Origin of the sequence: Streptomyces sp. NBC_01431 (assembly GCF_036231355.1) — a bacterium.
Classification (GTDB): domain Bacteria; phylum Actinomycetota; class Actinomycetes; order Streptomycetales; family Streptomycetaceae; genus Streptomyces.
In genome coordinates, this window is sequence record NZ_CP109496.1 from 5231391 (window position 1) to 5244305 (window position 12915).

Below are 12915 nucleotides of genomic sequence, written 5' to 3' on the forward strand. Positions count from 1 at the left end.
CAGGGGGCCGGGCCGACCAACCGCGATCCGCGGGCGGGCCCGGAAGTGCCCGGAGGCGCGCTACGCCGCCGCGCGGAGTTCGTCCTCCGAACGGCCGCGGCGCCAGTAGCCGACGAAGGTGACCCGGGCCCGGTCGATGCCTCGCTCGTTCACGAAGTGCCGCCGCAGCGAACGCACTTCGGATGCCTCGCCCGCGATCCATACGTAGGGGGAGGCCCCGGGCAGGGTCGCGGCACCGATGGAGCCCAGTGCGGACGAACCCGTCAGCCACGTCACCTCGGCGGCGGCCCGGGTCGGCAGGGCCAGGCGGTCGCCTTCGTGGGGGACCGAGAGCCAGATGTGCGCCGGGGTCCCGGCCGGGAGCCATTCGAGGATGGCAGCCGTGGCCGGCAGGGCGGTCTCGTCGGCCCAGATGACCACGGAGTCGGTCCCGGCGGGCGGCCGGAAGCGTACCGCCGTGTTGTCCTCAATCGCCGGTCCCAGCACGGTCACCCGCGCCCCCGGCCGCACCGAGCCCGCCCAGCGGCAGGCGGGCCCGCCGTCGGCGTGCAGGGCGAAGTCGATGTCGATCTCGCCGGGTCCGCCGTCGGGGCCGCGGCGCTGCGCGCGGACCGTGTACGAACGCATCACGGCCCGCACGTCGTCGGGCAGCCCGCGGTAGGCGCCCCACCAGTTCTCGGCGCAGTCGGCCGACGGGAGTACGGGGGCCTCCTGGCCGGGGTGCGGCAGGAAGAGCGACAGGCTCTGGTCGCGGCCCCCGGCGGCGAAGGACGCGAGGTCCTCGCCGCCGGAGCCGGTGAAGGTGACCCGCGTCAGCGACGGGCCGAGCCGCCGGGCCCGAACCACGCGCAGGTCGAAGAGACGGAAGGGGGCGGTGGTGGTCCCGGCGGGTGTCGGCACGGTCAGGCGACCTTCTTCGCGTTCTCGATGGCCTGTGCGAGCGCGTCGACGATCGGGGCGACCCGCGCGTAGGAGTAGATCGGCTCGGTCAGGCGCGGCACGACCTGATGGGCCTTGACGGCGGGCAGCCGGCCCCAGGTGGGCTTGTTGCCGAGGTCGCCGGGCTGGAGGGTGCCGGTGCGGTTGTCCATCAGGATCAGATCCGCCGGGTACTTGGCGACGTTCTCCCAGCTGAGCGATTCGAAGAAGCCCTGCGCGTCGACCTTCGGGGTGACGAACTGGACGCCGAGCTCCTGGAAGTACCGGGTGTCACAGCTCCGCTTGGCCTCGGAGACGTAGAACAGGTCGGGGCTCGCGGAGCCCAGCAGGACCCTGATGCCCGGGTTGGCCTTGGCGGCGGCGCGCAGCCGCGCGGAGGCTTTCTCGAAGGCGGCCTTGGCGGCGGTCACCTTGGGTGCGTTCAGGTCGGCGCCAAGGGACTTGGCGAGGTCCGCGCGGCGCTGTAGAGCGGTGGGCATGCTCTGGTCGGCCGCCCACAGGGCGGCGCTGGGGGCGAGCTTGAGGATCTTGTCCTTGCTGTTGTCGGGCACGTACCAGAGGACGTCCTTCTGCCACATGTCGGTGAGCAGCACGTCGGGCTGGAGCGCCGCGTACTTCTCGACGCTGAACTCGCCGTAGGTGTTGCCGATGATCTCGACCTCGCTGATGTCGAGGCCTCCGGCCTGCACATCGGCCTTGCCATCCTTGGTCTTCGTCGGCCCGAACACGCCCTTGACCTGGATCCCGTAGTCGAAGAGGGCGGCCGCGGTACCGGTGTACGCGACGATGTTCTTCGGCATGGACTTGGTCCGGGCCGTCTGGCCGCGGTCGTCCTTGAAGGACCAGGGCCCGGACTTGGCGGCCGCCTGGTCCCCACTCGCCGTGCCGTCCTTCTTGCCGCCGCAGGCGGTCAGCGCCGCCCCGATCCCGAGGGCCCCGCCCATGGCCAGCAGGCTGCGACGGGTGGGCAGGGACGCTCGGGCAAAGGGCATGACGGGTCCGCTTTCATACGTACGACGCGCCGGGGACCGGCCACCGGCTGGGTGCGAACATAGGTTAGCCTAACCTCATTAGCTGTCCAGTGGCCGCCCGCCCGCCGGGGTCTACGCGCCGAACATCGCCCGGCACCCCTCAAGCCCCTCCAGGCGCACGTCGACGGTGCGGTGGCGCGTCCAGTCGGCCCGGTCCAGACGCAGGCGTTGGAGGGTGACTGCCCGGTCTTGGACGACGACGGTCCGCAGGCCGTCGGGGCGGTAGCCGAGACGGCGCGAGACGCCGAGCGAACGCGGGTTGTCGCTCATCGCGGCCGACACCGCGCTGCGGGCGTCGAGCCCGGCGAACGCCAAGTGCAGTGCGGCCGCCCGCATTTCGGTCCCGATGCCCCGGCCCTGGTGGGCGAGGCCGAGCCAGGAACCCGTCTCGACCTCGCGGCTCACCGCGAAGCCGGTCGCCCACACGTCCTGCCGCCCGACCACGGCGCCCTCGTGCAGTACGGCCAGGCTCAGCGCCCACTCGCCCGGCGACCAGTTCGCGACGGTGCCCAGGACGTGCTGGTAGACCGCCCGGCCGCGGTCGGTGGGGGAGCCGTCGGTCCAGGGGACGGTGAACGGCATCCGGTCCGGCTCGTGCACTCCGTCCGCCGCCACCTGGGCGAGGTCGGCCAGCAACTCCGGGTCCGGCAGGCGCAGTTCGAGGCGCGGGGTCAGGATGCGGAGGCCGTACGGGGGCCACCAGGCGTCGGGTTCCATGGACCCACCGTGCCGGGCGGCCCCACGTCTGTCGAACGAATTGGTCACCGCCCCAGCAGCGAGGCCTGTCGGCTCAGCGGTGCGTAGGTGAACCGCACCTTGTGCGAGGGGCTCGGCTCGTACGTTCGCAGGCAGGCGGAGCAGTGCCAGTGCCAGCGGTCGGCGGCGCCCGGGGCGGTGGTGGAGGTGTCCTTCCACAGCGCGGGGCGGCCGGGACAGTTCGGGCAGTGGGGCGGGGTCACCCTGACAGGGTGCGGCCCGGGGCGCGCGGCCGCCGGTCCGACGCGGCGGCGCCACTCCATCGGGGGACCCTGGCCGACCGTGCGATGCGGCGGGGGCGGGTCCGGGGCGGGTGCGGGAAGGGGAGGGGGCGGAGCCACCTCGCGATGCGAAGGGGCCGGGTCTCGCCCGCCGCGAAAGGGGCGGCCGGACGCGGGTGCTCCGTACAGCGCGGCGGGGCCGGGTCTGTCGCGACCCGGCCCCGCCCAACCCCATCAACTCCTACGCGGGCAGACCCAGTTCACGTGCGATCAGCATCCGCTGCACCTCGCTCGTGCCCTCGCCGATCTCCAGGATCTTGGAGTCGCGCCACATGCGGGCCACCGGGTACTCGTTCATGAAGCCGTAGCCGCCGAAGATCTGCGTGCCCTCGCGCGCGTTGTCGACCGCCACCGTCGAGGAGTACAGCTTCGCGAGCGCCGCCTCCTTCTTGAACGGCTCGCCGTGCACCAGACGGGACGCGGCGTCGCGCCAGCCGACCCGCGCCATGTGGGCCCGCAGCTCCATGTCGGCGATCTTGAACTGGATGGCCTGGTTCTCGCCGATCGGCCGCCCGAACGCGTGCCGCTCCTTGGCGTACTTCACCGACTCGTCCACACACCCCTGCGCGAGCCCGGTCGCGAGCGCCGAGATGGCGATGCGGCCCTCGTCCAGGATGCGCAGGAACTGGGCGTAGCCGCGGCCCTCTTCGCCGAGCAGGTTCGCCACCGGGACGCGTACGTCCGAGAAGGCCAGCTCACGGGTGTCCGAGGCGTTCCAGCCGACCTTCGAGTACGGGGCCGCGACCGTGAAGCCCGGCGTGCCGGACGGGACGATGATCGAGGAGATCAGCGGGCGGCCGTCCTCCTTGCGGCCGGTGACCGCGGTGACGGTGACCAGGCCCGTGATGTCCGTACCGGAGTTGGTGATGAAGCACTTCGAGCCGTTGATGACCCACTCGTCGCCGTCGCGCACCGCCGTGGTCCGGGTGCCGCCCGCGTCCGAGCCGCAGTCCGGCTCGGTCAGGCCGAACGCGCCCAGCATCTCGCCCGAGCACAGCTTCGGCAGCCACTCCCGCTTCTGCTCCTCCGTGCCGAACCGGAAGATCGGCATCGCGCCCAGCGAGACGCCCGCCTCCAGGGTGATGGCCACCGACGAGTCGACGCGGGCCAGCTCCTCCAGGGCGATGCCGAGCGCGAGGTAGTCGCCGCCCATGCCCCCGTACTCCTCGGGGAAGGGCAGCCCGAACAGGCCCATGCGGCCCATCTCGCGGACGATCTCGTACGGGAACTCGTGGCGCTCGTAGAAGTCGCCGATCTTCGGGGCGATGACGTCGTGCGCGAACTCCTCGACGGTACGGCGGAGTTCCTCGTGCTCGGAGGTGAGACGGTGGTCGAGGGGCATGGCTACGACTCCTGGTGGGAGAGGGCACGCACGGTGCGGGAGGGGCTGGGGCGGCCCAGCTGTCCGGCCATCCACACGCTGGTGGCGGTGAGCTGGCCGAGGTCGACCCCGGTGTCGATACCGAGGCCCTGGAGCATCCACACGAGGTCTTCGGTGGCGAGGTTTCCGGTGGCGGACTTGGCGTAGGGGCAGCCGCCGAGGCCGCCGGCCGAGGCGTCCACGGTGCTCACCCCGTGCTGGAGGGCGGCGAGCGTGTTGGACAGCGCCTGGCCGTAGGTGTCGTGGAAGTGCACCCCGATGGCGCTGGTCGGCACGCCCTCCTCGTTGAGCTCGGCGAGCAGTGCCTGGACGTGGGCGGGCGTGGCCACGCCGATGGTGTCGCCCAGGCTCAGTTCGTCGCAGCCCATGTCCATCAGGGCCTTGGAGACCCGCACCACCTGGTGCACCGGCACCGCGCCTTCCCAGGGGTCGCCGAAGCACATCGACAGATAGCCCCGCACCTGCGCCCGGTCGGCCTTGGCGCGGGCGACGACCGGCTCGAACATGGCGAGCGACTCGTCCACGGTGCGGTTCAGGTTGGCCTTGGCGAACGACTCGGTGGCGCTGGCGAACACCGCGATCCGGTCGACGCCGAGCGCGAGCGCCCGGTCCAGGCCCCGCTCGTTCGGTACGAGGACGGGGAGCGCCACCCCGTCCAGGTCGCCGAGCATCGGGAACAGGGCTTCCGCGTCCGCGAGTTGGGGCACCCACTTGGGGTGCACGAAGCTCGTCGCCTCGATGGTGGTCAGGCCCGCCGCGGCCAAGCGGTGCACGAACTCGGCCTTGACCTCGGTCGCCACGACCGACTTCTCGTTCTGCAGCCCGTCGCGCGCCCCGACCTCGTGGATGCGGACACGGGCCGGGAGGTCCTGCGCCGGTACGACCATGGGGAGGGTCATGAGGTCTCCTCGGAGGAGTCGGCGGTGGTGTCCTCGGTGGCCGGGGTGACGACGGCCAGCACCTGGTCCATGGCCACGGTCGAGCCCGGGGTGACGTCGAGCTCGGTGACCGTGCCCGCGTGCGGGGCGGAGATGACGTGCTCCATCTTCATCGCCTCGACCACCAACAGGCTCTGCCCGGCGACCACTTCGTCCCCGACGGACACCTTGACCACGGTGACCGTGCCGGGCATGGGCGCGGCCAGGGTGTCGGCGCCGCCATGGGTCCTGCCGCTGAGGGCGGCCTCCACGGGGTCGTGATCGGTGACGTGCCAGCTGTCGCCGTCCCGGCCGAGCCAGTGCCCGGCACGGTGGAAGGTGTGGGTCAGGCCGTCCAGTTCCACGGTGACCCGGTCCGGGCCGAGGTCCGCCGCCGGGCGCGCGGCATGCGTGACGGGCTCCAGCCCCGGTACGCGCAGGGAGAGGACCAGCGGCGCCGCCTCGCCGCCCATCCGCCAGCCGCTCGGCACCGAGAACGGATCCGTCCAGCCGGCCGGGGTGGGCCGCAGCGCGTCGAGCCGTACCGCCGCGGCGGCCGCGTACACCTCGTCCGGTACGCCGTCCGGCACGAGGGAATCCGCCTCACGCTCGACCAGGCCCGTGTCCAACTCGCCCGCCACCACGGCCGGATGGGCCAGCAGGCGGCGCAGGAACCCTGCGTTGGTGGGTACGCCGAGGGTCACCGTGTCGGCCAGCGCCGCGCGCAGCTTGCGCAGCGCCGTCGCCCGGTCGGGTCCGTACGCGATGACCTTGGACAGCATCGGGTCGTACAGGCTGCCGACCTCGGTGCCGGGCGAGAGGCCCGAGTCGGTGCGGACGCCGTCGCCCTGCGGCTCGCGGAGCGCGAGGACCGTGCCGCCGGACGGCAGGAAGCCGCGCGAAGGGTCCTCGGCGCAGATGCGGGCCTCGATGGCGTGGCCGGTGAGGGTGACGTCCTTCTGCTCGTGGGGGAGTTGCTCGCCCGCGGCCACCCTGAGCTGCCACTCCACCAGGTCGAGGCCGGTGACGAGCTCGGTCACCGGGTGCTCGACCTGGAGGCGGGTGTTCATCTCCATGAAGTAGTACGAGGAGGGGTCGCTGCCCGGCACGATGAACTCGACCGTGCCCGCGCCCGAGTATCCGCAGGAGCGGGCCGCCTGGACGGCCGCCTCACCCATCGCGGAGCGGGTCGCCTCGTCGAGCAGGACGCTGGGCGCCTCCTCGATGATCTTCTGGTGGCGGCGCTGGAGCGAGCACTCGCGTTCGCCGAGGTGGATCACGTTTCCGTGGCCGTCGGCCAGGACCTGGATCTCGATGTGGCGCGGGCGGTCGATCCACCGCTCCACGAGCAGGGTGTCGTCACCGAAGGAGGCGCGGGCCTCGCGGCGGGCGGCCGCGATCTCGTCGCCGAGCAGCGCCTCGTCGCGGACCAGGCGCATGCCCTTGCCGCCGCCGCCCGCGCTCGGCTTGAGGAGCACGGGCATGCCGATCTCCCGTGCGGCGTCGGCCAGTTGACCATCCGTCAGGCCGCTGCCCGAGGAGCCGGGGACCACCGGCACCCCGGCCGTCTGCACGGTCTCCTTGGCGCGGATCTTGTCGCCCATCAGGGAGATCGCGTCGGCGCTCGGCCCGATGAAGACCAGGCCGGCCTCGGCGCAGGCGTGGGCGAACGCCGCGTTCTCGGCGAGGAAGCCGTAGCCCGGGTGGACGGCCTGCGCGCCGGTGCGCCGCGCCGCTTCGATGAGGCGGTCGGCGCGCAGATAGCTCTCGGAGGCGGCCGCGGGACCGATCCGTACCGCCGTGTCCGCCTCGCGGACATGGCGGGCGTCCGCGTCCGCGTCGCTGAACACGGCGACCGAGCGGACGCCGAGCCGGCGCAGGGTGCGGATGACGCGGACGGCGATCTCGCCCCGGTTGGCGACGAGCACTGTCGTGAACATGGGAGCCCTCAACGTAGAAGTCGGCATGGACGTCGTAGGAGTCGACGTGGACGTCGTCACATCGCTCATGTCCGTCACATCCGGAAGACGCCGAAGCCGGGGTCGGCGAGCGGGGCGTTGGCGCAGGCGGTCAGGGCGAGCCCGAGGACCTGGCGGGTGTCCACCGGGTCGATCACCCCGTCGTCCCACAGCCGGGCGGTCGCGTAGTAGGCGTTGCCCTGGGTCTCGTACTGCTCGCGGATGGGAGCCTTGAAGGCCTCCTCGTCCTCGGCGCTCCAGTCGTCGCCCAACTGGTCGCGCTTGACGGTCGCGAGGACCGAGGCGGCCTGCTCGCCGCCCATCACCGAGATCTTGGCGTTGGGCCACATCCACAGGAAGCGGGGGCTGTAGGCCCGCCCGCACATCGAGTAGTTGCCCGCGCCGTAGGAGCCGCCGACGACGACCGTCAGCTTCGGCACGCGGGTGCAGGCGACCGCCGTCACCATCTTCGCGCCGTGCTTGGCGATGCCACCCGCCTCGTAGTCACGGCCGACCATGAAGCCCGAGATGTTCTGGAGGAACACCAGTGGGATGCCGCGCTGGTCGCACAGCTCGATGAAGTGGGCGCCCTTCTGGGCGGATTCGGAGAACAGGATGCCGTTGTTGGCGACGATCCCGACCGGGTGGCCGTGGATCCGCGCGAACCCGGTGACCAGGGTCTGCCCGAACTCCGACTTGAACTCCTGGAAGCGCGAGCCGTCCACGACCCGGGCGATGACCTCCCGTACGTCGTAGGGCGTGCGCGAGTCGACGGGCACGGCGCCGTAGAGCCCGAACGGGTCGGCCTTCGGCTCCTCGACGGGCTCGACGGACCACGGGAGCGGGCCGCGCTCGGGGAGCGTGGCGACGATGTTGCGGACGATCCTGAGCGCGTGCGCGTCGTCCTCCGCGAGGTGGTCGGTGACGCCGGAGACGCGGGAGTGGACCTCGCCGCCGCCGAGCTCCTCGGCCGTGACGACCTCGCCGGTCGCCGCCTTCACCAGCGGGGGGCCGCCGAGGAAGATCGTGCCCTGGTTGCGGACGATCACGGCCTCGTCGCTCATCGCGGGAACGTACGCCCCGCCGGCCGTGCAGGAACCGAGGACGGCGGCGATCTGCGGGATGCCCGCGCCGGACATCCGGGCCTGGTTGTAGAAGATCCGCCCGAAGTGCTCGCGGTCGGGGAAGACCTCGTCCTGCATGGGCAGGAACGCGCCGCCCGAGTCGACGAGGTAGAGACAGGGGAGGCGGTTTTCGAGCGCCACCTCCTGGGCCCGCAGGTGCTTCTTGACCGTCATCGGGTAGTACGTGCCGCCCTTGACCGTGGCGTCGTTGGCGACGATCACGCACTCGCGGCCGCTGACCCGTCCGATCCCGGCGATCACCCCGGCGGCGGGGGCCTGCCCGCCGTACATCCCCTCGGCGGCGAGCGGCGCCAGCTCCAGGAAGGGCGAGCCGGGGTCGAGCAGGGCGTCCACCCGGTCCCTCGGCAACAGCTTGCCGCGCGCGACGTGCCGCTGACGGGACCGCTCGCCGCCGCCGAGCCGGGCCGCCGCGAGCCTGGCCCGCAGCTCCTCGCCCAGCTGGTGGTGCGCCGCCTCGTTGGCCCGCCAGGCCTCGGAGGCGGGATCGTCCCCCAAGGACTCCGTCCAGGGGGTACCCCCAGCACTCCCCAGGACCGGTGCCTGCTGCATCGTGTCGAGCCCCCTTGCCCGTACGCCTACGCCGCCAAGTCAACGAAAAGGTTAATGACCGTTAACTCGTTTCGCTCAGGTTAACGAGCGCTAACCCCATTGTCTAGAATGACTTCTCATGAGCACCCGCACCGACGCCCCGACCCGCCGCGAGCAGATCCTGCGCGAGGCCGCCCGCCTCTTCGCCGAACGCGGGTTCCACGGCGTCGGCGTGGACGAGATAGGGGCCGCGGTCGGCATCAGCGGCCCCGGGCTGTACCGGCACTTCGCGGGCAAGGACGCGATGCTCGCCGAACTGCTCGTCGGGATCAGCGGGCGGCTGTACGACGGCGGGCGCAAGCGGGTCGCCGAGGCGGCGGGCGACCCCGAGCGGCTGCTCGGCTCGCTCATCGACGGCCACATCGACTTCGCCCTGGACGACCGGGCACTGATCACCCTGCACGACCGCGAACTCGACCGGCTGCGCGACAGCGACCGCAAACTGGTGCGCCAGCTCCAGCGGCAGTACGTCGAGCTGTGGGTCGGCGTGGTGCGCGAGCTGTATCCGCCGGTCGCGGAGGCGCAGGTGCGCGGCGCGGTGCACGCGGTGTTCGGCCTGCTCAACTCGACGCCGCACCTCGGCTCGCACGGCGCGGGACTTCCGGGGCGGGCGGCCACCGAGGAACTGCTGCGCCGTCTGGCGCACGGGGCCTTCGCCGCGCTGGACGCGCACTGAGCGCGCCCTGGCGCCGGCGCCGGCCGCGCCTGCGTCCGCTGCGCGGAACACCGCGGCCGCCGACGGCGCCCGCGGGGCAGAATGGCCGCATGCCGATACCCAGCCGAGCCGCCCTTGTCGACCACCTGGTCCGCACCCGTATCGCGGGTGAGGTCGCCACTCCCCGCGACAACAACCTCTCCCACTACCGCAAGCTCGCCAACGGCGACCGCCACTACTGGCTGGGCCTGGAGCTGGGCGACCGCTGGACCGACGAGCAGGACGTGCTGGCCGTGATGGCGGAGCGCTGCGGCGTCGTGGACGATCCCGGGCACCGCACCGGCCAGGACACCATCGACCCCGAGCTGACCGTGGACGGTCTGGAGCGGATGGCGGCGCGGCTGCGCAAGGCGGCGGCGGGGCGGGAGCGGGTGCTGTTCGCGACCGGGCACCCGGGCGCGCTCATCGACGTACACAGCCGTGTCGCCGCCGGGCTGCGTGCGGCGGGCTGCGAGATCGTACGGATTCCGGGCGGGCTCACCGCGGACGAGGGGTACGTCGTGCAGTTCGCGGATGTCGCCGTCTTCGAGCGGGGCGCGAGCCTGTGGCACACCCACTCGCCGGAGCCGATGCGGGCGATCCTGGCGGGCCTGGACACCCCGCCGGACCTCGTGGTCGCCGACCACGGCTGGGCGGGGTGCGCGGGTCAGCTCGGCGTGGACGCGATGGGGTACGCGGACAGCAACGACCCCGCGCTGTTCATCGGCGAGGCCGAAGGGACGCTCCAGGTGACGGTCCCGCTGGACGACCACGTCCTGGACCCGCGCTCGTACGAGCCGATGACGGCCTACCTGCTGGACGCGGCAGCCCTGACCCCCTGACCCCTGGGGCTCCGGCCCAGACCCCGTACCGCACCTCAACGGCGCCCGCCCTCAACCGCCGGACGGGCTAGGCATGCCTACGCCGCCCAGCCCCGAGCAGCTAAAGGGCGCGGGGAACTGCGCGAGATGCGACCACGGTCCGCGGACCGAAGGGTTTTGGGGGCGCGGGGAACTGCGCGAGTAACCATGCACGGTCCGCAGGCGAATGCGGGTCAGGGGCGCGGGGAAGTGCGCGGCAGGCCGTCCCCCGGCGCCCCCGGGGTCATCCGCGGCGCGGGACGCGGACGACGCCCTCCTGGATGACGGTGATCGCGAGGCGGCCGTCCTGCGTGTAGATGCGGGCCTGACCGAGCCCGCGCCCGCCGGACGCCGACGGCGACTCCTGGTCGTACAGCAGCCATTCGTCGGCCCGGAACGGCCGGTGGAACCACATCGCGTGGTCGAGCGAGGCGCCCACCACGTCGCCGACCGCCCAGCCGCCGCGCCCGTGGGCCAGCAGCACCGAGTCGAGCAGCGTCATGTCGGAGACGTACGTTGCCAGGCACACGTGGAGGAGCGGGTCGTCCGCCAGCTTGCCGTTGGTGCGGAACCAGACCTGCGAGCGGGGCTCGCGCGGAGTGCCCACGCTGCCCCACGGCGGCGCGTCCACGTACCGCAGGTCGACGGCCGCGCGGGCCTCCAGCATGCGGTCCACCACGCCCTCGTCCAGGAAGGCGTCCGCGTAGCGCGGCAGCATCTCGGCGGCCGTCGGCAGCGACTCCGGGTCCGGCGCCGGCGGCATGTCGGCCTGGTGCTCCATGCCCTCCTCGTACGTCTGGAACGACGCGGAGAGGTGGAAGATCGGCTGCCCGTGCTGGATGGCGACGACGCGGCGGGTGGTGAACGAGGCGCCGTCGCGGATGCGGTCGACCGTGTAGACTATCGGCGCGGCCGGGTCGCCCATGCGCAGGAAGTACGCGTGCAGCGAGTGGGCCGTCCGGTCGGCGGGGACGGTGCGGCCCGCGGCGACGAGCGCCTGGGCGGCCACCTGACCGCCGAAGACGCGGGGGACGACCGCCGAGCGGGAGTGCCCCCGGAAGATGTCCTCCTCGATCCGCTCCAGGTCGAGCAGATCGAGGAGGCTCTCAAGTGCCTGATGCATGAAGGTAGTTGTACAGGTCGGCGGTGACCGGCCCTACAGTCCCATGTCCTTGGCGATGATCGACTTCATGATCTCGCTGGTGCCGCCGTAGATGCGGTTCACGCGGTTGTCGGCGTACAGCCGGGCGATCGGGTACTCGTTCATGAAGCCGTAGCCGCCGTGCAGCTGGAGGCAGCGGTCGATGACGCGGTGCGCGACCTCGGTGCAGAACAGCTTCGCGGAGGCGGCCTCGGCCGGGGTCAGCTCGCCGGCGTCCAGCGCCTCAAGGGCGCGGTCGGCGACCGCCTCGGCGGCGTCCACCTCGGCCTGGCAGGCGGCCAGTTCGAACTTGGTGTTCTGGAAGGAGGCGACCGTCTTGCCGAAGACGGTGCGGTCCTGCACGTACTCCTTGGCGAACCGGACGGCGGCCTTGGCCTGCGCGTAGGCGCCGAACGCGATGCCCCAGCGCTCGGAGGCGAGGTTGTGGCCGAGGTAGTAGAAGCCCTTGTTCTCCTCGCCCAGGAGGTCCTCGACCGGAACCTTGACGTCGACGAACGCCAGCTCGGCGGTGTCCGAGGTCTTCAGGCCCAGCTTGTCGAGCTTGCGGCCCACCGAGTAGCCCTCGGCCTTGGTGTCCACGGCGAACAGCGAGATGCCGTGGCGGCGGTCCTCGGCGGTGGGCGCGGCGGTACGGGCGCAGACGATCACGCGGTCGGCGTGCACGCCGCCGGTGATGAAGGTCTTGGCGCCGTTGAGGACGTAGTGCGAGCCGTCATCGGAGAGCTTGGCGGTGGTCTTCATGCCCGCGAGGTCGGAGCCGGTGCCCGGCTCGGTCATCGCAAGCGCCCACATCTCCTCGCCGGTGACGAACTTCGGCAGGAAGCGCTTCTTCTGCTCGTCGGAGGCGAGCATCTTTATGTAGGGAAGGCCGAGCAGCACGTGCACGCCGGAGCCGCCGAACTGGACGCCCGCGCGAGCCGTCTCCTCGTACATCACGGCCTCGAACTTGTACGAGTCGATGCCGGCGCCGCCGAACTCCTCGTCCACGCGGATGCCGAAGACGCCCAGGTCGGCCAGCTTGGAGTAGAACTCGCGCGGCACGATGCCCGCGGCGAACCACTCGTCGTAGACGGGGACGACCTCGGCCTCGATGAAGGCGCGCAGGGTCTCCCGGAACGCCTCGTGGTCCTCGTTGAAAACGGTACGGCGCACGGACGCCCTCCTCGACTGGCAGTTGGCTAAGCGCTTGCTCAGGTTGAATAT

Annotated in this window: 12 protein-coding genes; 2 read left to right on the forward strand and 10 right to left on the reverse strand. The window is 72.0% G+C overall.

The annotated features are described in order from the left end of the window. Positions 1-60: 60 nt before the first annotated feature. The 8 genes from OG522_RS24040 to OG522_RS24075 form a co-directional block, all read right to left on the reverse strand. On the reverse strand, positions 61-900 hold the full coding sequence (locus OG522_RS24040; RefSeq protein ID WP_329465064.1) for a siderophore-interacting protein: 840 nt from the start codon (positions 898-900) through the stop codon (positions 61-63). Positions 901-902: 2 nt separating this feature from the next. After that, on the reverse strand, positions 903-1931 hold the full coding sequence (locus tag OG522_RS24045; protein WP_329465065.1) for an ABC transporter substrate-binding protein: 1029 nt from the start codon (positions 1929-1931) through the stop codon (positions 903-905). Between the two features lie 111 nt (positions 1932-2042). Further along, a complete protein-coding gene (locus tag OG522_RS24050; protein ID WP_329465066.1) occupies positions 2043-2687 on the reverse strand; it encodes a GNAT family N-acetyltransferase in 645 nt (214 codons plus the stop codon). A 44-nt stretch (positions 2688-2731) separates the two neighbouring features. Next, positions 2732-2929: a hypothetical protein gene (locus OG522_RS24055; RefSeq protein WP_329465067.1), complete on the reverse strand. Its 198-nt coding sequence runs from the start codon at positions 2927-2929 to the stop codon at positions 2732-2734. A 259-nt stretch (positions 2930-3188) separates the two neighbouring features. Then, positions 3189-4349 (reverse strand): acyl-CoA dehydrogenase family protein, encoded by a 1161-nt coding sequence (locus OG522_RS24060; RefSeq protein WP_329465068.1) that lies wholly within the window; start codon positions 4347-4349, stop codon positions 3189-3191. Positions 4350-4351: 2 nt separating this feature from the next. Further along, positions 4352-5287, reverse strand: coding sequence for a hydroxymethylglutaryl-CoA lyase (locus OG522_RS24065; RefSeq protein WP_329465069.1), 936 nt, complete (start codon positions 5285-5287; stop codon positions 4352-4354). Beyond that, a complete protein-coding gene (locus tag OG522_RS24070; protein WP_329465070.1) occupies positions 5284-7245 on the reverse strand; it encodes an ATP-binding protein in 1962 nt (653 codons plus the stop codon). The genes OG522_RS24065 and OG522_RS24070 overlap by 4 nt, the downstream gene beginning before the upstream one ends. A 74-nt stretch (positions 7246-7319) precedes the next feature. Further along, complete coding sequence (locus tag OG522_RS24075) at positions 7320-8957, reverse strand: carboxyl transferase domain-containing protein (protein ID WP_329465071.1); 1638 nt, start codon at positions 8955-8957, stop codon at positions 7320-7322. 118 nt (positions 8958-9075) lie between these two features. Here OG522_RS24075 and OG522_RS24080 point away from each other — a divergent pair, with 118 nt between their 5' ends. Together OG522_RS24080 and OG522_RS24085 are read left to right on the forward strand one after the other, a co-directional pair. Further along, on the forward strand, positions 9076-9672 hold the full coding sequence (locus tag OG522_RS24080; RefSeq protein WP_329465072.1) for an SACE_7040 family transcriptional regulator: 597 nt from the start codon (positions 9076-9078) through the stop codon (positions 9670-9672). An 89-nt stretch (positions 9673-9761) separates the two neighbouring features. Next, positions 9762-10532, forward strand: a complete 771-nt coding sequence (locus tag OG522_RS24085; RefSeq protein WP_329465074.1) for a phosphatase — start codon at positions 9762-9764, stop codon at positions 10530-10532. A gap of 262 nt (positions 10533-10794) precedes the next feature. On the opposite strand, the gene tesB is transcribed toward OG522_RS24085, so the two are convergent. Beyond that, on the reverse strand, positions 10795-11673 hold the full coding sequence (tesB, locus tag OG522_RS24090) for an acyl-CoA thioesterase II (RefSeq protein ID WP_329465075.1): 879 nt from the start codon (positions 11671-11673) through the stop codon (positions 10795-10797). A 33-nt stretch (positions 11674-11706) separates the two neighbouring features. Beyond that, positions 11707-12864, reverse strand: a complete 1158-nt coding sequence (locus tag OG522_RS24095) for an acyl-CoA dehydrogenase family protein (protein WP_329465076.1) — start codon at positions 12862-12864, stop codon at positions 11707-11709. Positions 12865-12915: the final 51 nt, after the last annotated feature.

Excerpts from the sequence above, each read along its gene's own strand:
- OG522_RS24075 (WP_329465071.1), bottom strand. The coding sequence starts at position 8,957 with ATGCAGCAGGCACCGGTCCTGGGGAGTGCTGGGGGTACCCCCTGGACG.
- OG522_RS24065 (WP_329465069.1), bottom strand. The coding sequence starts at position 5,287 with ATGACCCTCCCCATGGTCGTACCGGCGCAGGACCTCCCGGCCCGTGTC.
- OG522_RS24080 (WP_329465072.1), top strand. The coding sequence starts at position 9,076 with ATGAGCACCCGCACCGACGCCCCGACCCGCCGCGAGCAGATCCTGCGC.
- OG522_RS24085 (WP_329465074.1), top strand. The coding sequence starts at position 9,762 with ATGCCGATACCCAGCCGAGCCGCCCTTGTCGACCACCTGGTCCGCACC.
- OG522_RS24060 (WP_329465068.1), bottom strand. The coding sequence starts at position 4,349 with ATGCCCCTCGACCACCGTCTCACCTCCGAGCACGAGGAACTCCGCCGT.
- OG522_RS24050 (WP_329465066.1), bottom strand. The coding sequence starts at position 2,687 with ATGGAACCCGACGCCTGGTGGCCCCCGTACGGCCTCCGCATCCTGACC.
- OG522_RS24045 (WP_329465065.1), bottom strand. The coding sequence starts at position 1,931 with ATGCCCTTTGCCCGAGCGTCCCTGCCCACCCGTCGCAGCCTGCTGGCC.
- OG522_RS24070 (WP_329465070.1), bottom strand. The coding sequence starts at position 7,245 with ATGTTCACGACAGTGCTCGTCGCCAACCGGGGCGAGATCGCCGTCCGC.
- tesB (WP_329465075.1), bottom strand. The coding sequence starts at position 11,673 with ATGCATCAGGCACTTGAGAGCCTCCTCGATCTGCTCGACCTGGAGCGG.